Source organism: Kribbella sp. NBC_01245 (assembly GCF_036226525.1).
In the GTDB taxonomy this organism is placed as follows: Bacteria; Actinomycetota; Actinomycetes; order Propionibacteriales; family Kribbellaceae; genus Kribbella.
On the sequence record NZ_CP108487.1, the window covers coordinates 6,239,937 to 6,262,700 of the forward strand.

23 protein-coding genes are annotated in these 22,764 nt (G+C 66.8%); 15 read left to right on the top strand and 8 right to left on the bottom strand.

All coding sequences use genetic code 11. From position 1 onward, the window contains the following. Positions 1-72: 72 nt before the first annotated feature. Positions 73-516: an HNH endonuclease gene (locus OG394_RS28495; RefSeq protein ID WP_328990184.1), complete on the bottom strand. Its 444-nt coding sequence runs from the start codon at positions 514-516 to the stop codon at positions 73-75. Between the two features lie 282 nt (positions 517-798). Between OG394_RS28495 and OG394_RS28500 the strand changes: the two genes are divergently transcribed. Then, positions 799-1,206 carry a DUF3151 domain-containing protein gene (locus OG394_RS28500; RefSeq protein WP_328990185.1) on the top strand — a complete coding sequence of 136 codons (408 nt, stop codon included), beginning with the start codon at positions 799-801 and terminating at the stop codon, positions 1,204-1,206. A gap of 497 nt (positions 1,207-1,703) precedes the next feature. Here the strand turns inward: OG394_RS28500 and OG394_RS28505 are convergent, their stop codons facing one another. Further along, a complete protein-coding gene (locus OG394_RS28505; protein WP_328990186.1) occupies positions 1,704-2,543 on the bottom strand; it encodes an AraC family transcriptional regulator in 840 nt (279 codons plus the stop codon). Positions 2,544-2,597: 54 nt separating this feature from the next. On the opposite strand from OG394_RS28505, the gene OG394_RS28510 reads away from it, so the two are divergent. Together OG394_RS28510 and OG394_RS28515 are read left to right on the top strand one after the other, a co-directional pair. Continuing rightward, complete coding sequence (locus tag OG394_RS28510) at positions 2,598-3,074, top strand: VOC family protein (protein ID WP_328990187.1); 477 nt, start codon at positions 2,598-2,600, stop codon at positions 3,072-3,074. A 348-nt stretch (positions 3,075-3,422) separates the two neighbouring features. After that, a complete protein-coding gene (locus tag OG394_RS28515; RefSeq protein ID WP_328990188.1) occupies positions 3,423-4,715 on the top strand; it encodes an adenylosuccinate synthase in 1,293 nt (430 codons plus the stop codon). Between the two features lie 66 nt (positions 4,716-4,781). Here the strand turns inward: OG394_RS28515 and OG394_RS28520 are convergent, their stop codons facing one another. Beyond that, positions 4,782-6,860 (bottom strand): protein kinase domain-containing protein, encoded by a 2,079-nt coding sequence (locus OG394_RS28520; protein WP_328990189.1) that lies wholly within the window; start codon positions 6,858-6,860, stop codon positions 4,782-4,784. Positions 6,861-6,978: 118 nt separating this feature from the next. On the opposite strand from OG394_RS28520, the gene OG394_RS28525 reads away from it, so the two are divergent. Beyond that, positions 6,979-7,401, top strand: coding sequence for an MmcQ/YjbR family DNA-binding protein (locus tag OG394_RS28525; RefSeq protein WP_328990190.1), 423 nt, complete (start codon positions 6,979-6,981; stop codon positions 7,399-7,401). 107 nt (positions 7,402-7,508) lie between these two features. Here the strand turns inward: OG394_RS28525 and OG394_RS28530 are convergent, their stop codons facing one another. After that, positions 7,509-9,605: a sialate O-acetylesterase gene (locus tag OG394_RS28530; RefSeq protein WP_328990191.1), complete on the bottom strand. Its 2,097-nt coding sequence runs from the start codon at positions 9,603-9,605 to the stop codon at positions 7,509-7,511. Positions 9,606-9,777: 172 nt separating this feature from the next. Between OG394_RS28530 and OG394_RS28535 the strand changes: the two genes are divergently transcribed. After that, entirely contained in the window at positions 9,778-10,374 is a 597-nt protein-coding gene (locus OG394_RS28535; protein ID WP_328990192.1) for a DJ-1/PfpI family protein, read from the top strand. A 42-nt stretch (positions 10,375-10,416) separates the two neighbouring features. On the opposite strand, the gene OG394_RS28540 is transcribed toward OG394_RS28535, so the two are convergent. Continuing rightward, complete coding sequence (locus OG394_RS28540; protein ID WP_328990193.1) at positions 10,417-10,983, bottom strand: TetR/AcrR family transcriptional regulator; 567 nt, start codon at positions 10,981-10,983, stop codon at positions 10,417-10,419. Positions 10,984-11,088: 105 nt separating this feature from the next. Here OG394_RS28540 and OG394_RS28545 point away from each other — a divergent pair, with 105 nt between their 5' ends. Further along, complete coding sequence (locus OG394_RS28545; RefSeq protein ID WP_328990194.1) at positions 11,089-11,964, top strand: SDR family NAD(P)-dependent oxidoreductase; 876 nt, start codon at positions 11,089-11,091, stop codon at positions 11,962-11,964. 40 nt (positions 11,965-12,004) lie between these two features. On the opposite strand, the gene OG394_RS28550 is transcribed toward OG394_RS28545, so the two are convergent. After that, complete coding sequence (locus OG394_RS28550) at positions 12,005-12,709, bottom strand: SDR family oxidoreductase (protein ID WP_328990195.1); 705 nt, start codon at positions 12,707-12,709, stop codon at positions 12,005-12,007. Between the two features lie 121 nt (positions 12,710-12,830). Here OG394_RS28550 and OG394_RS28555 point away from each other — a divergent pair, with 121 nt between their 5' ends. After that, a complete protein-coding gene (locus OG394_RS28555) occupies positions 12,831-13,400 on the top strand; it encodes a TetR/AcrR family transcriptional regulator (RefSeq protein ID WP_328990196.1) in 570 nt (189 codons plus the stop codon). Between the two features lie 22 nt (positions 13,401-13,422). Beyond that, complete coding sequence (locus OG394_RS28560; protein WP_328990197.1) at positions 13,423-14,136, top strand: DUF4232 domain-containing protein; 714 nt, start codon at positions 13,423-13,425, stop codon at positions 14,134-14,136. A gap of 17 nt (positions 14,137-14,153) precedes the next feature. Here OG394_RS28560 and OG394_RS28565 read toward each other — a convergent pair whose 3' ends face one another. Beyond that, the gene (locus OG394_RS28565; RefSeq protein ID WP_328990198.1) at positions 14,154-15,287 is read right to left on the bottom strand and encodes a glycoside hydrolase family 88 protein; all 1,134 of its coding nucleotides are present in this window, start codon (positions 15,285-15,287) and stop codon (positions 14,154-14,156) included. A gap of 153 nt (positions 15,288-15,440) precedes the next feature. On the opposite strand from OG394_RS28565, the gene OG394_RS28570 reads away from it, so the two are divergent. After that, positions 15,441-16,658, top strand: a complete 1,218-nt coding sequence (locus OG394_RS28570) for an alginate lyase family protein (RefSeq protein ID WP_328990199.1) — start codon at positions 15,441-15,443, stop codon at positions 16,656-16,658. A 57-nt stretch (positions 16,659-16,715) separates the two neighbouring features. Here OG394_RS28570 and OG394_RS28575 read toward each other — a convergent pair whose 3' ends face one another. Beyond that, positions 16,716-17,552, bottom strand: a complete 837-nt coding sequence (locus tag OG394_RS28575; protein WP_328990200.1) for a siderophore-interacting protein — start codon at positions 17,550-17,552, stop codon at positions 16,716-16,718. Between the two features lie 104 nt (positions 17,553-17,656). Here OG394_RS28575 and OG394_RS28580 point away from each other — a divergent pair, with 104 nt between their 5' ends. From OG394_RS28580 to OG394_RS28605, 6 genes are all read left to right on the top strand, one after another. Further along, the gene (locus tag OG394_RS28580; protein ID WP_328990201.1) at positions 17,657-18,730 is read left to right on the top strand and encodes a FecCD family ABC transporter permease; all 1,074 of its coding nucleotides are present in this window, start codon (positions 17,657-17,659) and stop codon (positions 18,728-18,730) included. Next, on the top strand, positions 18,730-19,788 hold the full coding sequence (locus tag OG394_RS28585) for a FecCD family ABC transporter permease (protein WP_328990202.1): 1,059 nt from the start codon (positions 18,730-18,732) through the stop codon (positions 19,786-19,788). Before OG394_RS28580 ends, OG394_RS28585 begins: the two co-directional genes overlap by 1 nt. 4 nt (positions 19,789-19,792) lie before the next feature. Beyond that, a complete protein-coding gene (locus OG394_RS28590; RefSeq protein WP_328990203.1) occupies positions 19,793-20,719 on the top strand; it encodes an ABC transporter ATP-binding protein in 927 nt (308 codons plus the stop codon). Positions 20,720-20,942: 223 nt separating this feature from the next. Beyond that, entirely contained in the window at positions 20,943-21,770 is an 828-nt protein-coding gene (locus tag OG394_RS28595) for a UbiA prenyltransferase family protein (protein WP_328990204.1), read from the top strand. Between the two features lie 36 nt (positions 21,771-21,806). After that, positions 21,807-22,493: a 2OG-Fe(II) oxygenase gene (locus tag OG394_RS28600; RefSeq protein ID WP_328990205.1), complete on the top strand. Its 687-nt coding sequence runs from the start codon at positions 21,807-21,809 to the stop codon at positions 22,491-22,493. Positions 22,494-22,514: 21 nt separating this feature from the next. Beyond that, entirely contained in the window at positions 22,515-22,703 is a 189-nt protein-coding gene (locus OG394_RS28605; RefSeq protein ID WP_328990206.1) for a DUF3099 domain-containing protein, read from the top strand. Positions 22,704-22,764 lie beyond the last annotated feature (61 nt).

Consider the following 22,764-nt stretch of genomic DNA (forward strand, 5'->3'; position numbering starts at 1 on the left):
CTTCTCGCCCTGAGGACGGCGATTTTGTCCCAGAATGCAGAAAACCCGACCACCGGTCATCCGGAGTCGGGATCAGAGCATGAGCTCAGCGCGCGTGGGTATCCAAGGTTGCCAAAGGAGGGGCATGTTGGCCTCAGCGGGCGTCAGGTTTCCCTTGCGCTCGTTGCAGGAGGCGTGTGCGGCGACAGCATTCAGCCACTCGGTCCCGCCGCCCCGGGACCGGGGTATGACGTGATCCATGGTGTCCGCGTTGTGCTTGCCGCAGTACGCGCAGCGGAACTTGTCCCGCCGGAGCACGCCGTGCTTGCTGTACTTCATCCGGCCGGCGGCGTAGCGCCAATGCGTGACGACATACCGGACGAGCCGTAGCACCCGGGGCACGGGGAATGGACCGATGGTCCGTTCACCATGCGCCTCTTCCACGACGGCGACCTCACGCACCAGCATTCTGATGGCGTGCTGGATCGACACCGTGTGCAACGGCTCGTACGACGCGTTGAGGACGATGACACTCATCGCGACCTCCTGTCCGGTCAGCCCGCAGGATCTCAAGCATCGGTGTCCGATCGATGAACGGTCAACGGATTTCGGCTGATGGTCACCGGTCCGTTGTCCACACGATCGGCACAAATGTGTGCATGAAGTTCAACAATCTGCTGTCGAGTTCATTCGCGAGACTACTCCCGACCTCCCCCACCCCGGCGGAACTCGCCGCGCCGGGCCGCCGAAGCGGGTGCTGAGGCGGGTGCGGAGTGTCTCCCGGACGCCGTTGTTCGGGCGATCAGAGAGGATGTGGGTATGGAGTTCAACAATCTGATGTCAGGTCCACCCGCGACACTTCTCCCGACCGACCCCGCCGCGGCGGAACTCGCGGCCGGGGCTGCCGCGGTCGAGGTCGCCGCCAAGCGTCCGACCTCGTCCCTCGCTTGGTCGTTCCTGGCCGAGGAGGCGCTCGCCGGCGGGCGCACGATCGAGGCGTACGCCTACGCCCGGACCGGCTACCACCGCGGTCTGGACAGCCTGCGCCGCAATGGCTGGAAGGGACACGGCCCGGTTCCGTGGGAGCACGAGCCGAACCGCGGCTTCCTGCGCTGCCTCGCCGTCCTCGGTAAGGCCGCCGCCATCATCGACGAGAAGGACGAGGCCGAGCGCTGCACCACCTTCCTCCGCGACTCGTCCCCAACCGCCGCGGACGAACTCGCCTGACTCCTGCCGCGAGTGGTCACAGCTCACCCCGCCCCGTCGCGGGCGCGAACGCGACCACTCGCGCAGGAGGTGGAGGGACGCGACCACTCGCGCAGGAGGTGGAGGGACGCGACCACTCGCGCAGGAGGTGGAGGGACGCGACCACTCGCGCAGGAGGTGGAGGGACGCGACCACTCGCGCAGGAGGTGGAGGGACGCGACCACTCGCGCAGGAGGTGGAGGGACGCGACCACTCGCGCAGGAGGTGGAGGGACGCGACCACTCGCGCAGGTGACGTCACAACCCGCGCAGGTGGTGGGAATGCGGCCACTCGCCGCAGGTGGCGGACGCGACCACTCGCGGCAGGAGGCGGAGGGATGCGACCACTCGTGCAGGTGACGTGCCCACTCGCGGAGGTTGGGGGGGACGCGGCCACTCGCCGCTGGTGGTGGAGGGACGCGACTACTCGCCGCAGGGGGTGGAGGGATGCGACTGCTCGCGGTAGGGGCGTGCGGTGGGTTAGCGGTAGGCGATGACGGTTTGGGCTTCCGAGCGGGCGCAGGCGGCGGCGTACTCGGCGGGCGTGCTGCCGACGACGTCCTTGAACTCACGAGAGAAGTGGGCCTGGTCGAAATAGCCCAGGTCGACCGATAGCTCGGCCAGTTCGCGAACTTCGCCACGGGCCAGCAGCTCCGCGCCGTCATGCAGGCGGTATCGCCGTAACACCCACTTCGGTCCGACCCCGACATAGCGCCGGAACAGCCGCTGCAACGTCCGCACCGGAATATCGAATCGCTCGGTCACCTGGTCCACCCGGGTCAGACTGCGATCCGCCGACATCGCCCCGACGATCTGCAACACCAACTGGTACGACGGATGGTCGCCGGCGTGCTGTTCGGTCAGGCGCTCGGACAGGAAGGCCTCCACCACTGCGCGGCGTCGTTCGTCGGTGGTCTGGCTGAAGACCAGATCGGCAAGGCGGTCCGCATCGTCGAAGACCTCGGCCAACGGCAACACCTGATCGCGGAACGCGCCGACGTCCCTGCCGGTGAAGGCGCCGAATCCGCCCGCCCAGAACTTCACCCCGAAGGCCCGGCCGTGTTCGACGAGCTCGCGCCTGAACTTCTTCGTATAAACGCCGTTGACGAAGGCGCCGCCGGGTTGCTCGAACGTGACGTTGACGCTCGGATAGGGCAGCACCTCCGCGACGTACGGCTCGGAGAGGTCCCACTCGACCGACCAGTACCACTCGACGAACCGGCCGACGCGAGGTCCGGCGGCCAGGCGGCTCAGCGACCGATGGCGGGCCTGCTCCTGCGGGTGCAGGATGCCGCGCTCGCTGTTGGTGGGGGTGGTCAACGGCTGTCGCTTTCTTCCAAGACCGGTTGGTGCGCTACGCCGAAGACTGAGGGCATGACGAACACGGTAAACCCCATCCCCGACGGTTATCACTCGCTCACCCCGTACCTGGCGGTCAACGACGGGGCCAAGGCCATCGCGTTCTACCAGCAGGCCTTCGGCGCCGAGGTGGTCAGCCGGCAGGACCTGCCGGACGGACGCGTGGCCCAGGCCGAGCTGAAGTTCGGCGATTCGATGTTGCAGCTCAGCGACGAGATGCCGCAGATCGGCCTGCAAGCGCCGAACGGCGAGTGGGTGCACTCGTCGCTGGTGCACTACGTGACCGATGTCGACGCCACCTTCCAGCGCGCGATCGACGCGGGCGCCCGGCAGGTGGAGGCGGTGCAGACCTTCGTGACCGGGGATCGCTTCGGCACGGTGATCGACCCGTTCGGGCATCGCTGGGCGATCCTGACCAAGGTCGAGAACGTCTCGAAGGAAGAGGCCGACCGCCGCGTGATGGAGTGGCTCGAGTCCAACTCGATCGCCTGAAGACAGTCCACCGGACATAAGGCTTGTCCCTCAGGACATAAGACTGTCCCGGACATAAGGAAGCGGCCCGCCGGAACCGTCCCCTGCGGCAGTTTCGGCGGGCCGCTGACTAAGAGTGTGCACGTGATCACGGAAAATGGCAACCCGTCGTATCGAACTGCTTGCGAGCAGTCACGAGTTGCCCGTGGAGCGGTCTGAACGAGCACGTCCGCTAAGCTTTGGCCGCAAGAGCCTGGATGCTGTTGCCACCGGATCACCGGTGTCACCTGCGTCCGGGCTTCACCGTTTTCCACGGCAGTGCAATCGCGGCGATGGCGCCGCACGCCGTACGTGAAGAGGAGGGCTGAGATGCCCGCAATCGTGCTCGTCGGCGCCCAGTGGGGCGATGAGGGCAAGGGCAAGGCGACCGATCTGCTCGGCAACACCGGGGCTGAGATCGACTACGTGGTGAAGTTCAACGGCGGTAACAACGCCGGCCATACCGTGGTCATCGGCAGCGAGAAGTACGCGCTGCACCTGCTGCCGAGCGGCATCCTGACTCCCGGTGTGACACCGGTGATCGGGAATGGCGTGGTGGTCGACTTGAGTGTGCTGTTCGAGGAGCTCGACGCGCTGCAGGTCCGTGGCGTCGACACCTCGAAGTTGGTCGTGAGCGCCAACGCCCACTTGATCCCGCCGTACAACCGGACCCTCGACAAGGTCACCGAGCGGTTCCTCGGCAGTCGCCGGATCGGCACCACCGGGCGCGGTATCGGCCCGACGTACGCCGACAAGATGAACCGGGTCGGCATCCGGGTGCAGGATCTCTACGACGAGAACATCCTGAAGCAGAAGGTCGAGGGCGCGCTCGAGCTCAAGAACCAGCTGCTGGTCAAGGTCTACAACCGCCGCGCTGTCGCCGTCGACGAGGTCGTCGAGGAGCTGCTCTCGTACGCCGAGCGCCTCCGCCCGATGGTCGCGGACACCGCGCTGCTGCTGGGCCAAGCGCTCGACGCGGGCAAGACCGTACTGATGGAGGCGGGCCAGGCGACCCTGCTGGACGTCGACCACGGCACGTACCCGTTCGTCACGTCGTCCAACGCGATCTCGGCCGGCGCCTGCACGGGTTCGGGCATTCCGCCGACCCGGATCGACCGCGTGATGGCCGTGGTGAAGGCGTACACGACACGAGTCGGCGAGGGTCCGTTCCCGACCGAGTTGCTCGACGACGATGGCGAGTGGCTGCGGCAGCAGGGCTTCGAGTTCGGTACGACGACCGGGCGGCCGCGGCGCTGCGGCTGGTACGACGCGGTCATCGCGCGGTACGCCGCCAGGGTCAACGGCGTGACGGATTTCGTGCTCACCAAGCTGGACACGTTGACCGGGCGCGAGAAGATCCCCGTCTGCGTCGGGTACGACGTACGCGGCGTGCGGCACGAGGAAATGCCGATGACGCAGACCGACTTCCACCACGCGAAGCCGGTTTACGAGGAGTTCGACGGCTGGTCGGAGGACATCACCGGCTGCCGCAACTTCGAGGACCTGCCGAAGAACGCGCAGACCTACGTGAAGGCCGTCGAGGCCATGAGCGGCGCGCCGATCTCGGCCGTCGGCGTCGGCCCCGAACGCACGCAAATGGTCATCCTCAACAACCGCATCTGACAAATCCCGTTCATCGGGCCCTTGTGACTCGGCGTGTCGCCGTTCATCGGGCCCGATGAACCACTTTCAGCGGCCGATGAACGGGATGTCGCGGATGCCCGGGAGCTCGCGGACGTCGCCGAGGCTGGGCCGTTCGGGCACGGTGACCGACGGCGTGCCAATGGGCGACCAGTCGGGAGTGCTGCCGCCGGCGACGTTCAGCCAGCAGAGCGCGGCCGCGCCCAGGAGCAGGACCGCCACCAGCGTGCTCAGCCAAGCAGGCCGGAATGCCGAGCGCAGAGCGGCCCGGGCGCCACGGCGCATCGACGTACCGCCGGGACCGACCCACGCGGTGAAGAAGCCCGAAAGCGCACCGATAGCCACACCCGTCGTGGCGAGGTGACCCCAGCTCAAGCCCTGGAACACGGCCGCCACGAGTGTGGCCAGACCGCCGACGGTAAAGCCGACGAATAGCGGCAAAATCAGGCACGGCAGGGTGATCGTGGCAGCCGTCACCAGGTGCACCGGGCTCGCGGCAACCGCCACCAGACCGTCCGAACGCCCTCTGCCACCTCGAACCTCGCGCCGACGCAGCAACGCCGTACTGGAGCGATCGACCAGCCGCGCGATCACCATCAACACGGCCAGCACCACGAATGCCACCACCGGCAGGATCGCGGCCAAACCGACCAACGCCATCAGGATCGCGAACAGCAGGCCCGACCGCGTAGGCAGCAGATGCGGCGGTACGGGTGGCGCGGCTTGCTGCCGACGGGCGAGTGCCTTTTCCTTCTTGGTCATCGGGGCCGGCTGCCCGTACGGCGATACGGCCTGGCCCGGCGCCGGGTAGTTGGAGGTGTGGCCTTGCGGCGGGTAATTGGTCGGCTGCGCAGGCGAGTAGGCCGGTGACTGGTAGGCCAGCGGCAACGAGGCCGGCTGTGCGGACGTCGGCGCCGGCGAGTACGTCGCCGGGTGGCTCGGCATTCCCTGGCCGGGCACGGGCTGGCCCATCAGCGGTTGGCCCATGAACGGTTGGCCCGGTACCGGCTGGCCCGCTGCTGAGGCGAGCGGTGGCGGCGGGGTCGGGGTGGTCGTGGCGCGGATCCGGGCCCGCAGCGGTTCGAAGGCGGACAGCGGCGGGATCACCGACGGCACCAGCTTCGCCACCTCGGCCGGATCCAGTTTGTCCGGTTCTTGTGCGGGCTCATCCGTGATGGCCGGCGTGATCTCGGTCGCGGCGTCGTCGGTCGGCATCACCCGCGTCGTCGACATCACGCGGGTCGATGGAGGGGCCTCGACCTCGGTGGTGACGGTCTTCGTGTTCGGCACCAGCGCGTCGCGGCCTTCGGAATACCGGCTGAGACCGGTCATGATCTCCTCGGCGGTCGGACGCTCGCGCTTGTTCGGGGAGAGCGCGGCGGCGAGCAGCGGCTGCAGGCGCGGATCCACTCCCTCGAGGTCGAACTGCCCGGTGTGGACGCGATGCAGCACCACCTCGAACGGCCCCTTGCCGAACGGCCGCCGCCCGGTCGCCGCGAAAGCGCAGGTCGCGGCCCAACCCCACCAGTCCGCGGATTCGGTGACAGCCTCGCCATCGATCAACTCAGGGGAGAGATATCCGGGCGTCCCGATCACGAGGCCGGTCGCGGTCAGCCGCAGATCGTCAGCGGCCTGGGCGATACCGAAATCGATCACGATGGGCCGGCCGTTCAGCATCAACACGTTGCCCGGCTTCAGATCGCGATGGACGACGCCCGCCCGGTGAATCGCCTGTAGCGCCTCGGCCAGACACCCGGCCAGCGGCAACCAGCGCTGCGGGGTCAACGGCCCGCGGTCCTCAACGTGTTCGTCCAGGGACTTGCCGGGCACATACCTGGTCACCAGGTACGGCCGTTCGCCTTGCAGATCGAAATCGAGCAGTCCCGCGACGCCGGGATGGTCCACCTTCTGCAGGGTCGCGGTCTCACGCTCGAGCCGGGCACGGGCGGTCGAATCGTGCGCCACATGCGAACGCAGCACCTTCAGCGCGACGTCGCGCTCGTCAGCGGCCTGGGCGAGATAGACCACGCCCATACCGCCCTGACCGAGGCGCCGCACCAACCGGTACGGCCCCACCCGCTCTTCCGCCTCCAGCGGCGCGGAAGGTCGACCCCCTGTAGTGACCATGTCCTCTAAGGTACGTCGATCCCGGGTCTGCCCCCATCTCGTCACCCGACGTGACCTCGGCGCTTCGTGCTGCGCTTCGGTCGAGCCATTGGAAGCCTTGCGTCATTAAACTGCCGGTGTGGCAGTTCGAAGCCGGAAGGCCGTGGTCGCCGACGTACACGAGGTGGCGTTGGGGATGCCGCACGTGACGGTCGAGCGGGCCGGCGGGGGAAACCCGGTCTACCAGGTGGGCGGGAAGTCTTTCGTGTTCTTCCGGACACCCCGGCCGGATGCCGTCGACCCGCAGACGGGCGAGCGCTACGACGACGTGATCGTGATCTGGGTAGCGTCCGAGGACGACAAGCTCGCACTGGTTTCGGACGACAAGAGCCCCTTCTTCACGACGCCTCACTTCGACGGCCACCTGTCCGTGCTCGTCCGCGCGAGCCGACTCGGTGAACTCAACCGGCAGGAGCTGACCGAGGTGATCCAGGACGCCTGGCTCTCCCGCGCCTCCAAGCGCCGCGCCACCACCTGGCTCGAGCAACACCACTTGACCTGATAGGCGCCTCCCCTCTGCGTTCATTCGTCGGAATACGGCCTGTATCTAAGGCGTATTCCGACGAATGAACGACAGGTGGGTTGGGGTGTCAGGTCAGGGTGGGGTTGTCAGGTCAGGGGGAGGTCGAAGGCGAGGAGGCCGGTGCCGGTGGCGTTGGTGATCCAGGGGCCTGCGCCGTTGTGGCTCAGGTAGCTGACGCCGGTCGCGCCCGTGGCAGGGCCCGATAGGGTGAGGACGAGCTTGCCGCCGGACTGGTAGGCGACAGACTGGACCGTGGCAGTCGTACCGGCTAGGCGGAAGTTCGCTGCCGAGGCTGCGTCCACCGTGAGTACGTCAGCCGCTCGCAGTTGGACGGTGATCTGGCTGCCATCTCCAGTGACAGAAGCGCTTGCAGGGTTGGGAGCAGCCACTCCCGCGGCCGTCCCGCCGTACCAGTCGCGAGCGATCACTGCGAAGTTGTGGTCGCCCAGTTCCCTATAACCGCCCACCCACGCGTAGTGGCAGCCGTCGTGGCCAGAGAGCCCGTTGGTCGACAAGACCGTCACCCCAAGGCTGTCGCCCATCTTGCGCTGGGCCTCGCGTAGTGCGATCGACGTGCTGTTACCGCAAGGCGAAGTACGCACCTGGTGGACGTAGTACTTGCTACCGCCAGAGACGGCCATACCGAAGTCAGACCGCCAATCCTGCAAGAGCGAGCTGAAGCCGGTCGTGTGGACGGAGGCGTTGTCGTTGTCCGATTCGCCTTGGTAGAAGAGCACGCCCTTCACGTGGTCGATAAGGCCTGCAGACGCTAGACGCTGCCGGAGCCGCCCGTAGTTCGTAGAGAGTTCGTCGGGATTACTGTCGTTGCGCTGGAAGAACGAGATGGGCTGACCGCCGTGAGCGCCGTTGACCAGTGCAACAGGCACCTTGTACCTATCGACGATGCGACGACCCATGCGGATCGCCCACTGCCCCACGGAACCCGACTGGGTTGAAACGTCTCCTGCCGCGTAGTGCCAGGTCCGATCGGCACCCGAGATCTCAGCGTTCGAGGTCGACGTCCCAAAACTCCGCAGGTACGGCGATTCCTCCCCGGACGCATTGCCGTTGAAGCGCGACGCCTCGGCGTTCGACTGGCCTTGGACGACGTACACGTCACCCGATACGACACCCTCGCGCTTCGCGACCACACGGTTGATGCCCTGGCCGATGGCCCGCAGCTCGAACGTGTACTCGTGCAGGCCCGCCGTGATCCGCGGCGTGAACCGGAACGGCCGCGAGGCGGGAGCCGCCAAGGTCTGCGTGCCACTCGGACCAGTTACCCGGAGCTGGACCTGCCGCACCCGCGAGTCCGTCACCCTGCCCGCGACCGGTACGACAGCTCCGCCCCGGCTGTCACGAGGGATGAGCTGACGATCTTGCGGCGCCTCGGTCAACGCCACCATTGCGGGCCGGACGTACGCCGTGAACTTGCGCTTGGAATAGCGGCCCGCGTTGTTGGTGAACGTCCAGTCGGGTTGGCCGTTGGTGTTCGTGCCGATGCCGATCGACAGTGTGCCGGTGGCCGGCTCGGTGAAGGTGTTGACGGCGAACACGGTCTTCGCAGCCAACGCCGAAGGCCGGGTCGCGCCGACTTGGTGAACCTGGAATGACCCGTAGCCGAAGCTGCTGGTCGGGTTGTCATCCGCGTCGAACGTCAGCGCCGAGGCGTTCGCGACCTGGCTGCTGCCGTTGGTTTGGTACTGGTTCGGCCACATCTCGAGGTAGCCGGTCTGGCCGATGCCGTTCGTCACGTCTGGCACATTCGAGCTGACCTCGAGATCGCCGACCGGTTGCCGCACGATGTCGCCCTTCCGGGTAGGCAGGCCGATTCGCCGGGCATCCGTGCTGAACGGCTCCATCGCGGTCCAGACCCATTGCGGTCCGCTCGGTCCATCCAGTTCAAGGCAGTAGCCGACGCGATCGAAGTTGGGCCCGACCTCGGCCGTCTTGTCCAGGCTGTACGGCAGGTCCTGGTCCAGCCAGCCGGCGTTCTGTGGCAAGTCGATCTGCAGCACGGGCGTGAAACCGGCAGCCGCGATGACGGCCGGATCGCAGGGATTCGCCGCCACGGCCGGCCCGGCCGCACCGGCAACAAGGCCGGCCGAACCAAGCAGGGCCACAACCGACAAGGCAGTCAGCCGGCGGACGGAAATTGGGTGGACGGAAACGTCATGAGGCATGGGCGAAACCTCCTGGGGCGGGACGGTCTCCACCATGAGTAGCGAACGCATCACCTTCGGTGCGAGCCCAGATCGCCAAGTGGTCCTATCTTTGCGTCAAGTGGCCGGTTTCTTCCGAACTTCGGCCATCGTCCTACTGGTTCCGGCGACCGCCCGGCGCAAGGGTTGCGGTATGCGAATCGAGATCGTGGTTTTCGACGGCGTGGACGAGATGGACGTAATGGGCCCCTTCGAGGTGTGGGGCAGCGCGGCCCGGAGAGAACGGCTCGAAGTCACCATCGTCGGGCTCAACGGCCCGGTCGAGGTGACCGGGATGAACGGGCTGCAGTTCCGCGCGACCGACGGCCTGGGAAACACCGATCCGGATGCCGTCTTCGTACCTGGCGGCGGCTGGGGCAGCCGGGCTGAGAAGGGTGCCTGGGCCGAGGCCCAGCGGGGCGAGCTACCGGCACGGCTGGCGGAGATGGCGCCGGACCTGAACTGGATCGGCTCGGTCTGCACGGGCTCGATGCTGCTCGCGGCCGCTGGTCTGACCAAAGGCCGGGCGGCCACGACACACCACTCGGTTTGGGAGGAATTCCGTGAAACGGGCGCGGACCTCAAGCAGAACCGTGTTGTGGATGACGGCAACCTGATCACCGCCGGCGGCATCACCTCCGGTATCGACCTCGCCTTCTGGATCGTCGAACGCGAACTTGGCGCGGACCTCGCATCCGACATCGCCGCGGCCATGGAGTACCACCCCGACCGCGACATCTGGAAGCACTGACTCCAGACATCCGATCTTTGGCCTGCCGTGCCGCGATGATCGTCAGGCCTGGAGGATGGCTTTCACGGTGTCGATTACGACCTGGCGGCGTTCGGTTGAGGTCATCTCGCGGACGAGCAGGCTGTACTCGGGGACCATGCCGCTCCACATTGAGGCCTGGTGCAGGACGAGGCCGAGGAGGACGGCTGGCTCGAAATTGGAGGAGAGGGTCCCGTCGGCCTGGGCTTTGGTGATCGACTCCACCTTGTGGCGGTTGCTGTCCAGGATGACCTGTAGCGGCGCATCGGAGTCCGCCCGTTCGAGCCGATACCAGGTCGCGAGTCGAGCCAATTCGGGGTGCTTCTCGTACCGATCGAAGAGTTGGCCCGCGTATTCCGGGAGGTTGGCCGGGTCGATCGGCGTCTCCCGCATGATTTCGGCGATCAGCAGGTTGAAGACCGCGTCGAACAGCCCGTCCTTGCTGTCGAAGTAGTGGTAGATCTGCGCCTTGTTGCAGCCCGCCACCGCCGCGATGCGGTCCACCCGGGCGCCGGCGATACCGAACGCCCCGAACTCCTGCAGCGCGGCATCAAGTAGCCGCTTCTTCGTCGCTTCCGCGTCTCCAACCATGCCTGCCATGCTAACTGACTAACCATCTAGTTGACTCGATTCCACGCGCATGCTTCACTCTAACTAACTAGTCAGTCGAAGGATCACTTGAAAGGAATAGCCGAGATGCCAAAGGTCTTTCTCGTCACCGGAAGCTCGCGAGGCCTGGGCCGCGCCATCGCCGAGGCCGTGCTCGATGCCGGTCACCAGTTGGTCGCCACGGCCCGTCGGCCCGAGCAGCTCTCGGACCTCGTCGACAAGTACGGCGATCAGGTGCGGGCCGTCGCCCTGGATGTGACCGATGTGCAGGGCGCCGAATCCGCCGTACGGGCTGCCGTCGACGCCTTCGGTCGCCTGGACGTCGTCGTGAACAACGCGGGCTATGCCAACCTGGCCTCGGTCGAGGACATCACCGCCGAGGACTTCCGCGCTCAGGTGGACACCAACCTGCTCGGCGTTGTGAACGTCACGAAGGCGGCGCTGCCGGTCCTACGGGAGCAGGGTTCGGGTCACGTCATCCAGGTCTCCTCGGTTGGTGGACGGATGACGAGTCCGGGGCTGTCCGCCTACCAGGCCGCCAAGTGGGCGGTCGGCGGGTTCTCCCTGGCCCTCGCCGCCGAGGTCGCGCCGCTCGGAATCAAGGTCACCGTGCTCGAGCCAGGCGGTATGGCCACCGACTGGGCCGGATCGTCGATGGCCATCCCGCCGATCAGCGCGCCCTATCAGCAGACGGTCGGCGGACTGCGTGACGCGTTGAGCTCCTATCCGCCGGCCAGTGACCCGGCCAAGGTTGCCCAGGCCGTGCTCCACGTGACCGATCTCGAAGTGCCGCCAGTCCGCCTGTTGCTCGGCAGCGACGCAGTGGCCGGAGCGGCAATGGTCGAGCAGGCCCAGGCCGCAGCCGACTCGACGTGGCTGGAATTGAGCCGCTCCACGGATCACGACGACTGGGGCGACCAGCACCTCGAGATCCTCCAGGCCCTCGCCAAGCCAGCGTCCTGACCTGCGCCCGACCGCCGGCGACCGCTCTCGCTGCGGGCGGTCAGTTGGCGGTGAGGGCGGGGTAGAAGGCGGTTAGGTCGCCGGCGAGGCCGGCCTTGGCCTGGCGGCTGGTCTCGTCGGCGAGCACCTCGTGGGCACCGGCCTCGATGCCGTCGAGGGCCTGTTTGGCGATCTCCTGCGGTGAGCTCTTCGGTTCGGTGAGGCCGGCCGTCATATCCGTGTCGACGTAGCCCATGTGCAGACCGGTGACGCCGATGCCGCGACCGAGCAGCTCGAGCCGGATCGCGTTGGACTGGGACCAAAGAGCGGCCTTGGTCGCCGCGTAGGCGCCGTGGCGGGCAACCCAGGAGAGCGCTGAGTGGGCGTTGAGGATGTGGCCACCGCCGTTGCGCTCGATGATCGGCACGAAGGCGCGAGTGACCTCGAGCGGGCCGAAGAAGTTCGCTTCGAAGACCGCGCGGACCTCCTCGATCGAGGCGTCGAGATAGGTCTCCGGCGAACCGGCGCCGGCGTTGTTGATCAGGATCGTGACGTCGGGCGCGGCCTCGGCCAAGGCGGCGATGGACGTCGGGTCGGTTACCTCCAGCGGTAGCGGCACGACGCGCGGGTCGTCGCTCGGCTGCGGGTTGCGCGCCGTGGCGTAGACCTTCTTCGCGCCGCGAGTGAGCAGATCCTCCACCAATGCCTTGCCGATACCGCGATTGCCACCCGTGACCAGAACGACGGCGCCTTCGATTGCGGTCATGCTCTCCAACTCCTCTATGGGATCTCTGCGATGCTGTGGACTCAAGCTTGAAACCGATCAGTTTCCACAGACTGTAAACCGATCGGTTTTCAAAGACAAGTTGAGTCGGTAAGCTCGCTGCATGAGCACATCGACGGCCGACGCGTCCTCTCGCGAGCGCTTGCTGGGGGCCGCGGCCGACCTCTTCTACCGCGACGGCGTCAATGTCGGCATTGAGATCGTCTGCCGGACGGCGCACGTCTCGAAGCGGTCGATGTACCAGATGTACCGGACGAAGGACGAGGTCATCGCGGAGAGCCTGGAGTTCCGCGCCCCTTGGTATGCGAGCCTCTTCCGGCCCGAGTCGGAGGGCGGCACACCGCGGGAGCGGATCCTGACCGTCTTCGAGCGGCTGGAGGCGGCGACGGAAGACGACGACTACATGGGCTGCCCGTTCATCAATACGGCCGTCGAGCTGAAAAATCCCGATCACCTCGCGAGCCTGGTCGCCCGCAAACACAAACAGGCGCTGACGGACTATCTGCTCGCCGAGGCTCGCAAGGGTGGCGCGGCCGACCCGCAAACCCTGGCCGACCAGCTCACGATCGTCTTCGACGGCGCCAACGCCCGAGCCGTCGTCCGAGCCGAGCCTCTAGGCGGCGTGGCCCTCACCATGGCCACTGCACTCCTCGACGCAGCCGGCCTCGAATAGCGCCACAAAGGCGCGCGCCGACGTGAGCCCCGGCTCAAGCCCCAAGCGAGCCACCCCGCGACCAGCGAAGTGCCTGCCGAATGGCCACCTCATCACCCGCAGCGAGATCGACGCCGCTATAGGCCTCCGCGCGGTAACGCTGTCCCTCCGCAACTGCGGCAAACGCCCGCTCGTGGTCCACGGTCATCCCGCAATCGCCGTGCTCGACCGGGCCCGGCGCCCGTTCCCGATCACCGTCACCCGCGAAACCCCGGATGGCCCGCCAGAGACGTTGCAGCTCAAACCAGGCCAGACCCTCATCGCCGTACTGACCTGGCGAAACACCGTCACTGACGACGACTCGATCCTGCCGATGCAGGCCGCCTACCTCCGCGTCGCCGCCGGCCAAGGCAACCCCACCACCCTCATGCGGCGGGCGATTTCGCCTTGTGTCATGGGGATTTCGAGCCTCGCAGCGGCGTTCGGCAAGGATGACGTCGAGCGTGTGAAGCAGTTCCTCCAGGCGTACCAGCAGGCAGGCGGCTCGATCCTGGTCGCACCGGAAGACCTCATGCTGCATCGCGTCGCGGCCGAGCTGAGCAAGATCACCGAGCAGATCCGGGCCGTTCTCGGTGACCAGGATGGCCCGATCCCAGGCTGGATCGACCTCGATAAAGCCGACGACCGGATAACCGTCGGGCTGAACCGGTTTTCCGAGGTGGGGCAAGGAATGCGGGCCCCTGGTCTTTCGCGGTGAAAGACCAGGGGCCGGGCTCAGACCGCGAGCGGCGCTAACTCGGTGGCGGCGAGCAGGAACGCGCCCACGCCGAAGTCTGCCGTGGTGTTCGTATTGATGGGCTGGCTGGATTCCGGGCGATCGCCGACACCTTGGACGTAGCCGAGAAAGCCGTTCGCGTGGACGGCTGTCGCCACCATCCCGTTCCAGGCTCGCGCCGCCATCGGCAGATACGTTGCTGATGGCAACAACCCGGCGGAGACGGCATAGGCCCCGCCATAGGCGAAGAACGACGTACCGCTGGTCTCCGGTCCGGGCAGATGTTGTGGATCGCCCAGGTTGACGTTCCAGAAGCCATCCGAACGCTGGATCGGGAGCAGCGCTGTGACCAACCGGGACAGGGTTTCGCGATACTCCGGCACGTTGCGGGCCGTGGACGGCAACGCCTTAAGGGTTTTGACATGCGCGCCGGTGACCCAGCCGTTGCCGCGAGACCAGAACACCGGCTTGCCGTTCGGCGACAGAATTCCTCCCGGTGTGAAGCGGTCGTCGCGATACCAGAGGCCGGAACTGCTTGCGTACAAGCCGCTTCCGCCTTGGATGCGCTTCGTGTGGTTGTACAACTTGTAGCCCTTGTCCGAGAACGCCAGATCGTTGCGGATGCGCCCGATCCGCGCGAAGGCGGGTAAGGCCATGTGCAGGGCGTCGTCCCACCACCAGTCATCGTTCTTGTTCGGCTGGTTGGTGATCATCCGCCGCAAAGTGTCGGTGGCGGCTGCGATCTTGTTCGCAGACGGTTCGATCTCGTAGAGGTCGACGTAGGCCTGGATCGCATTGTGGTTATCGGCATGCCGGGTGGTCACGCCACTGCGGATGCCGTAGGCGTGCTTCTCGGCCCAGGCGCGGGCGTAGTTGAGATAGCGAGGTTCACGAGTGAGGCGATAGAGGGCCATCAGGCCGCTGAAGAAGGTGGCACGGGCCCAGCCGTTGTCACCGGAATTGCTGTGCGAGGAGATCCACTGGTCGGCCACCCGGCGGGCGACGGCAACGATTTCCGCGCGTGGAGGCAACTGATTGGAGGGTGCCGCAAAGGCCTTGTGGGTGGTGAAAGCGGGTAATGCGGGGGCGGCCGCAACAAGTGCGGAGCGGGTCAGAAACTGGCGTCTGTCCATGGGACAAAACCTTTCTTTGTTCCACATCCGATTTGCTATAGCCCTGGATATTGACGCGGTTACGCCCGGTCGTCAAACTTCCGAAAAGACACTGCAAATCCGGCCGGAGCTTGCCGTTCACCGCCCCGAACGACGATCGAAGGATGCTGTCCTATGCGCCCCAAAGTGCTCTATCGCGCGGTGGCCACAGCGCTCACCGCGCTGCTCGCCGCCACCGCCGGCGGGCCCGCGTCCGCCGTACCAGTTCCAGAAGGAGATCAAGCCGAAGCGGCCGTGCTCGCGCCCGCGACATTCGTCCACCCGGGGGTCGGCTCCAGCCGGGCCCAGCTCGACTTCATGCGCTCGAAGGTGCTCGCGAACGCGCAGCCCTGGAAGGCGGCGTATGACCAGATGATGGCGTCGAAGTACGCCCAGCTGAGCCGGGTGCCGAGGCCGCGCGCCGTGGTCGAATGCGGTCCGTACTCGAACCCGAACAACGGTTGTACCGACGAGCGCGAGGACGCCATCGCGGCGTACACGCTCTCGCTGGCCTGGTATGTGACGCGCGACAATCGCTATGCCAGCAAGGCGATCGAGCTCATGGATGCCTGGTCCAACACGATCAGGGATCACACCAACAGCAACGCGCCGCTGCAGACTGCGTGGTCGGCCTCGTCCTGGCCGAAGGCTGCCGAGATCATGAAGCACGTGTACGGCAACTGGCCGAACTCTGGCAGGTTCGGGACGATGCTGCGCAACGTGTATGTGCCGGAGATCTTCAACGGCTCCAACTCCAACGGCAACTGGGAGTTGAGCATGATCGAGGCCTTGCAGGGCATCGGTGTGTTCCTGGAGGACAAGCCGATCTACGACAAGGCCATTGCGCTGTACCGCAACAGGGTTCCCGCATTCGTCTACCTGTCGTCCGACGGCGCCCTGCCGCGTACGAAGCCGGGGGACGGCCGCGACACCCGTGACGAGATCATTGGCTACTGGCATGGGCAGACGACGTTCGTGACAGGTCTAACTCAGGAGACCTGTCGCGACTTCACCCACACCGGTTACGGCATCTCCGCGATCTCGCATGTGCTGGAGACGTCCCGGATTCAGGGCATCGACCTCTACCCGGAGTTCGGTGAGCGGTTGCGCCAGGCCCTCGGGTTCCAGTCCCGCTGGGAGCGCAACCTGGAGCCGGTTCCGTCCTGGCTGTGCAAGGGCACGTTGCATCGCGGATTGGGCCCGATCACCGAGGTCGGCTTCAACGCGATGTCGTTCCGGCTCGGCCATGCGATGGCCAACACGCAGGCGTTGACCGAATCCCGCCGACCGGCTGGATCGAACAACCTCTTCGTGGCTTGGGAGACGCTCACCCACGCCAGCAACCCGAGCTAAAGAACCGTCTTCAGGAGCCCTGCCTTGCACTTGCACAAGGCGGGGCTCCTAGAGGCGTCAGATCTGGGCTTCGCCGCGCTTCCAGTAACCCTGGAAGGAGATCGCCGACTTCGGCAGGCCGACCGCGTTCACCAGATGGCGACGGGCCGCCTTGATCATGCCGGACTCGCCCGCGACCCAGGCATAGTCCACGTCGAACGGAACCTGCGCCGCCTTGAGCGCCTCCATCACGCTGCGAGGCGCATCGTCCGGTCCACCGGTCTGCGCGGCCCAGGTGATGTCGGTCCGGCCCGGGCTCGGCAGCGCGCGGATATCGCGAATGTCCGGCACCTCGACGAAGACAGTCGCCTGTACGTCGCTGGGCAGCTCCTCGAGAATCCCCGCCAACGCCGGCAGGGCAGTCTCGTCCGCGATCAGTAGGCGTCGCTTGCTCGTCGGCGGCGGCACGTAGTCAACGCCGGACTGCAGCAGGCCCTTGGTGCTGGTGGTGTCGACCGCGAACGGAATGATCAGGCCGATCGACTGGCCGACGGTCACGTCCGACACCCAGGCCGAGGCCGGGCCGTTGACGCCGTGCAGCACGAACTCGATGTCCATCTCGGAGACCGCCGGGCGCAGCGCGCGCACGGTATACGTCCGCATGATGAAACGCGCTTCTGGCTCGGTGGCACACCACTCGGCGTACCACTCGGGGCCGGACGGCAGCCGCAGCTCGCTGCCGTCGGGCGGGGAGAGCAGGATCTTGATGCGCTGGTCCGGGCCCGCCGTCACGGCCTCGGTGATCCGCGGCGCGACGAAGGTCACGCGGCGCAGGTGGGGGCTCAGGTCCTCGATCGCCGCCACGGTCGCGAGAACCGAGTCGAACGCGATCGGGCGTTCGAGCACTGTGGTCATGCCTGATCTCCGAACAGGTCGCAGGGGTGCAGAGGGCAGCGTCGCGGGACGGCGCTATGCTGACTGCCTCAGGTTAGCCTTACCTAAGAGGATATAGGAACCCCATGCCATCGCCGACCGCCCCGCCGATAGCCGCTGCGGCCATCCGGCCTGACGCCGACCGCCCGCGCCGGACCCGGCGTGGTTCCACGTTGGCGCTGCTGCTGCTCGGTGTCGCCGTCGTACTGCTCGTCGTGGTGGCGCTCAGCATCGCGATCGGCTCGCGCGGGATTCCGCTCGGCACGGTGTTCGACGCGTTCCGGCACTTCGACCCGGAGAACACCGATCACGTGATCGTGCGATCCGTCCGCATGCCGAGAACGATCGTCGGCCTGCTGGTCGGCATCGCGCTCGGTCTGGCCGGTGCGCTGATGCAGGGCGTGACCCGCAACCCGCTGGCCGATCCCGGCATCCTCGGCGTCAACGGTGGTGCCGCGCTCTTTGTTGTCATCGGCATCTACTTCTTCGGTCTGACCAGCCTGAAGTCCTATGTCTGGCTGGCCTTTCTCGGCGCGGCCGTCGCCGCGGTGGCGGTCTACCTGCTCGGTTCGCTCGGCCGCGAGGGCGCGACGCCGGTCAAACTCGCGCTCGCCGGCGCTGCGCTGACCGCGATGTTCGGGTCGCTCACGACGGCGATGCTGATCGGCGACGTGCAGACGTTCGACCAGTTCCGGTTCTGGCAGGTCGGCTCGCTGTCCAATCGCGACTACGCGATCGCGGCCCAGGTGGCGCCGTTCATCCTGGTCGGTATCCCGCTCGCGCTGATCACCGGCCGGGTGCTGAACGCGCTCTCCCTCGGTGATGACGTCGCCCGCTCGCTCGGTCAGCGCGTCGGTATGGCCCGGGCCTTCACCGCACTCACCGTGGTGCTGCTCTGTGGCGCGGCGACCGCGGCGGCCGGGCCGATCGGCTTCATCGGCTTGACCATTCCGCACATCGCGCGCCTGATCACCGGGCCGGACTATCGCTGGATCCTGCCGTACTCGATGCTGCTCGGGCCGATCCTGCTGCTCGGCGCGGACGTCGTCGGCCGGGTCATCGCCCAGCCGACCGAGCTCCAGGTCGGCATCACCACGGCCGTGATCGGGGCGCCGTTCTTCATCGCGCTGGTCCGTCGCCGGAAGCTGGCCGAGCTCTGATGGCCGCACAACTCACCGCCGGGTCCGGTACGGCGTACCAGGTCATCGCGCGCTCCCGCCGGATCGCCCGCGTGCGCGGATTGCTCGTCGGGTCGATCCTGGCCGCGCTCGTGTTCGTGGTGTTCTGCGTCTCGCTGTCGGTCGGGGACTTCCCGGTGCCGGTGTCGAAGGTGGTGCCGTCGATCTTCGGCCAGGGCGACCGCGCGACCGAGTTCATCATCAACCGGCTTCGGCTGCCGCGTGCGCTCACGGGTCTGCTCGTCGGCGCCGCCCTCGGCATGTCCGGCGCGGTCTTCCAGAGCATCGCGCGCAACCCGTTGGCCAGTCCGGACATCATCGGTATCACCGCCGGCGCGAGTGTCTCGGCCGTGTTCGCGATCCTCATCGTCGGCGTGACGGGCTGGGCGGTCTCCGGATTCGCCCTGGTCGGCGCGATCCTCACCGCGCTCGGCATTTACGTCTTGGCGTGGCGCCAGGGCGTTTCGTCGTACCGGCTGGTCCTGGTCGGTATCGGCGTCGGCTCGGTCGCGGTCAGCGCCACGTCGTACCTGCTGACTCGCTCGAAGGTTGAGGTTGCGCAGCAGGCCCTGCTCTGGATCACCGGCAGCCTCAACGCGCGCGATTGGACGCATGTGCGCTCGCTCTCGCTGGCGTTGGTGGTGCTCGTGCCTTTGCTGTCGATCCTGGTACGGCGCTTGCGCGTGCTGCAGCTCGGGGATGACACGGCCGCCGGTCTGGGCTTGCCGGTGGAGAAGTCCCGGCTCGCGGTCATCCTGGTGGGCGTGGCTCTCGCGGCGATCGCGACGGCTGCCGCTGGACCGATCGGGTTCGTCGCGTTCGTGGCGCCGCCGATCGCGCGCTGGCTTTGCCGTTCGCCCGGGCCTTCTGTGATTCCTGCGGCGTTGGTCGGGGCGTTGGTGGTGAGCGTGTCCGATTTTGTCGGCCAGCACCTGATCGGGGATACGCCGATGCCGGTGGGCGTGATCACGGGCGTGGTCGGTGCGCCGTACCTGCTGTTCCTGCTGGCTAGAGTCAATCGAGTGGGTCGTGGAGGATAGTCGAATGTCCGAAGAGCACACTCTGTCGGCGACGGGGCTGAAGGTCGCGTACGACCAGCGGGAGATCATCGAGAACCTGTCGGTCGAGATCCCGGCCGGCAAGATCACCGTCATCGTCGGCGCGAACGCCTGCGGCAAGTCGACGCTGCTGCGAACGCTCGCGCGACTGCTCAAGGCCAAGGCGGGCACGGTCCACCTCGACGGCAAGGACATCCAGCAGATCCCGACTCGCGAGGTCGCGACCAAGCTCGGGTTGTTGCCGCAGTCGCCGAGTGCGCCGGAGGGCATCACCGTCGCGGACCTCGTTGGTCGCGGGCGTTATCCCCGGCAGAGCTGGGTCCGGCAGTGGAGCCGCGCGGACGACGAGGCCGTCGCGGGCGCGATGACGGCGACCAACGTGCTGGATCTGGCCGATCGTCCGATCGACGAGTTGTCCGGCGGTCAGAGGCAGCGGGTTTGGATCGCGATGGCGCTCGCGCAGGAGACCGGCATCCTGTTGCTGGACGAGCCGACAACGTTCCTTGACCTGACGCATCAGTTCGAGGTGCTCGATCTGCTGGTCGATCTGAATCGCCGTGACGGGCGAACCATCGTGTTGGTGCTGCACGATCTCAACCAGGCCTGCCGGTACGCCGATCACCTGATCGCGATGAAGAAGGGCGACATCGTGGTCGAGGGACGGCCGGCCGAGGTCATTACCGAGGCGGTTGTCGAGGACGTCTTCAACCTCGCGGTCAAGATCGTGCCCGACCCGGTCGCCGGTACGCCGATGGTCGTTCCGATCGGCCGCCATACCTCCTCGCCCGATTCCCACTCGCCGGACGACATCCGTCCATCTATCGCTACGGGCACTCTGCCGAACAGCACTGCCGCTAGCGCCCTGGCGGCTAGCGCTTTGGCCAACGGCGTCTGCCGGCCTCAGGATCAGTAGGTTCCCTTGCTCACACTTCACGCCTGAGAACTCCCAGGAGTGAGGGGACTCACTCGGGAGAGGGAGGTGCGGGCGGCCGCGCCGGGAGCACTGTGGTGATGTGACCACAACGGTGGAGCCAGGCCGACAGACCGTACTACGTTCAGCTGATCGTGCGCTCGCCATTCGACAACGTACCCGGATCCGGGATGTGCTGGCGGTCGGGCGGCCGGCGTTCTGGGCAGTGTCGGTAGTCCCTTACTACGTTGGGGTTCTGCTCGCCACGCACCGGCTGATCCCGGTGCCCCAGGACTGGCCGCGGCTGCTTGTCGGAGCCCTGGTGATGGGGCCGATGCTCTGGTTGTCGGTGCTCGCGATCAACGATGCGTACGACCTGCCGGGCGATCTCCTGAACCCGAGGAAGTCGAAGTCCCCACTGCTCGATGGACGCGTCTCGGTCCGGACGGCCAAGTGGATAGCGGCGATCGCCGGAATCGCTTCGCTGGCGGCCGGGCTCGCGGTCGGAGCGGTCTTCGCGCTCGGGGTGCTGCTCGCCGTCGTACTCGGTTATGCCTACAGCGTCCCGCCTGTGCGCCTGAAGACGCGGGCCGGATTCGACGTTGCCGTGAATTCCCTTGCCCTGGGCACCTTCGGGCCGCTCGCGGGCTGGGCGGCGGTGACGTCTGACCTCAGTGGATTCCCTTGGTTGATGGCGTTGCAGGGCACATTGGTTGCCGTCGGCCTCTATCTGCCGACCACGCTGGCCGACCTCGAAGCGGATCGGGCCGCCCGGTATCGGACGATCGCGGTTCGGCTTGGCGCGAGCACGACGTACCGGCTGGGGTTCGCGGCGTGGATCGCGGCCGCCGGGTTGTCCGTCGTACTGGCAGCCACGGACACGATCATCCCGCGCAGCATGCTCGTCCTGGAAGTCGTGATGGTTCCGGTGCTCGTCGCGGCGTACCGACGGCTGATCGGCCCTGGTCAGACCTTCAAGGGCGTCATCGTCCTCGCCTTCCTCTTCCTCTGCCCGTGCGCCACGTTCGCCCTCACGTACGTTGGGATCATCTAGCCCTCACACCATCGCGGCTGGACGCGTTCTACCGGTATGGACTTCGACTGGAAACAGCTGACGGCAGAACTCGACTCGGTCGGATGCGCCTTGACGCCACCATTGCTCACGCCGGCGCAATGCGGTGAGATCTCCGAGCTGTACGACGAGGTTGAGCGGTTCCGGGCGACGATCGACATGCAGCGCTACCGGTTCGGGTCGGGCCAGTACCGGTACTTCGACCACCCGCTTCCCGAACTGGTCGCCGAACTCCGGGAGGCGTTCTATCCGCATCTGCTGCCGATCGCGCGCGAGTGGGCGGATCGGCTGGGACGGCCCGCGCCTTGGCCGGACACGTTGGCCGAGTGGCTCGACGACTGCCATCGCGCCGGCCAGACCCGGCCGACGCCGATCCTGCTCAAGTACCAGGCGGGTGACTGGAACGCGCTTCATCGCGATCTGTACGGCGATCTGGTGTTTCCGCTGCAGGTGGTGATCGGTCTGGACCGGCCCGGTGTGGACCATGCCGGCGGCGAGTTCCTGCTGGTGGAGCAGCGGCCGCGGGCACAGTCTCGCGGCACGGTGACGCTGCTGCCACAGGGTCAGGGGCTGATCTTCACGACGCGAGACCGCCCGGTGGAGTCCGCGCGAGGCTGGTCGGCGGCACCGGTACGCCACGGTGTCAGCACGGTTCGCGCCGGCCTTCGTCACACGCTTGGCCTGGTATTCCACGACGCCGCCTGATCGCTGACGCACACTGGGGGTATGGCCCGAAGGACACCGCGGCAGCGTCGCATCGGCTACGTCATCCTCATGGGCACGTGCTTCATCCTGATCGCGACGGCCTGGCTCCTAGTCCGCCACTTCTCCGTAACCGCCGCCATCGCCATGAGCGCCGTCGCCGCCTTCCTCCCACCCATAGCCGCCATGTACGGCAACGACCCGCGCGAGTAACCCCGTTTGCGAATCGTCTGGGAGGTCGTATACTGAGTGTGTCCGGGGCAGTAGCCCCAGG

Coding starts and splice junctions, on each gene's coding strand:
- OG394_RS28585 (WP_328990202.1), top strand. CDS start 18,730: ATGGCCGCACAACTCACCGCCGGGTCCGGTACGGCGTACCAGGTCATC.
- OG394_RS28530 (WP_328990191.1), bottom strand. CDS start 9,605: ATGCCTCATGACGTTTCCGTCCACCCAATTTCCGTCCGCCGGCTGACT.
- OG394_RS28545 (WP_328990194.1), top strand. CDS start 11,089: ATGCCAAAGGTCTTTCTCGTCACCGGAAGCTCGCGAGGCCTGGGCCGC.
- OG394_RS28580 (WP_328990201.1), top strand. CDS start 17,657: ATGCCATCGCCGACCGCCCCGCCGATAGCCGCTGCGGCCATCCGGCCT.
- OG394_RS28605 (WP_328990206.1), top strand. CDS start 22,515: ATGGCCCGAAGGACACCGCGGCAGCGTCGCATCGGCTACGTCATCCTC.
- OG394_RS28520 (WP_328990189.1), bottom strand. CDS start 6,860: ATGGTCACTACAGGGGGTCGACCTTCCGCGCCGCTGGAGGCGGAAGAG.
- OG394_RS28555 (WP_328990196.1), top strand. CDS start 12,831: ATGAGCACATCGACGGCCGACGCGTCCTCTCGCGAGCGCTTGCTGGGG.
- OG394_RS28575 (WP_328990200.1), bottom strand. CDS start 17,552: ATGACCACAGTGCTCGAACGCCCGATCGCGTTCGACTCGGTTCTCGCG.
- OG394_RS28540 (WP_328990193.1), bottom strand. CDS start 10,983: ATGGTTGGAGACGCGGAAGCGACGAAGAAGCGGCTACTTGATGCCGCG.
- OG394_RS28590 (WP_328990203.1), top strand. CDS start 19,793: ATGTCCGAAGAGCACACTCTGTCGGCGACGGGGCTGAAGGTCGCGTAC.
- OG394_RS28500 (WP_328990185.1), top strand. CDS start 799: ATGGAGTTCAACAATCTGATGTCAGGTCCACCCGCGACACTTCTCCCG.
- OG394_RS28515 (WP_328990188.1), top strand. CDS start 3,423: ATGCCCGCAATCGTGCTCGTCGGCGCCCAGTGGGGCGATGAGGGCAAG.
- OG394_RS28495 (WP_328990184.1), bottom strand. CDS start 516: ATGAGTGTCATCGTCCTCAACGCGTCGTACGAGCCGTTGCACACGGTG.
- OG394_RS28600 (WP_328990205.1), top strand. CDS start 21,807: ATGGACTTCGACTGGAAACAGCTGACGGCAGAACTCGACTCGGTCGGA.
- OG394_RS28565 (WP_328990198.1), bottom strand. CDS start 15,287: ATGGACAGACGCCAGTTTCTGACCCGCTCCGCACTTGTTGCGGCCGCC.
- OG394_RS28550 (WP_328990195.1), bottom strand. CDS start 12,709: ATGACCGCAATCGAAGGCGCCGTCGTTCTGGTCACGGGTGGCAATCGC.
- OG394_RS28510 (WP_328990187.1), top strand. CDS start 2,598: ATGACGAACACGGTAAACCCCATCCCCGACGGTTATCACTCGCTCACC.
- OG394_RS28570 (WP_328990199.1), top strand. CDS start 15,441: ATGCGCCCCAAAGTGCTCTATCGCGCGGTGGCCACAGCGCTCACCGCG.
- OG394_RS28535 (WP_328990192.1), top strand. CDS start 9,778: ATGCGAATCGAGATCGTGGTTTTCGACGGCGTGGACGAGATGGACGTA.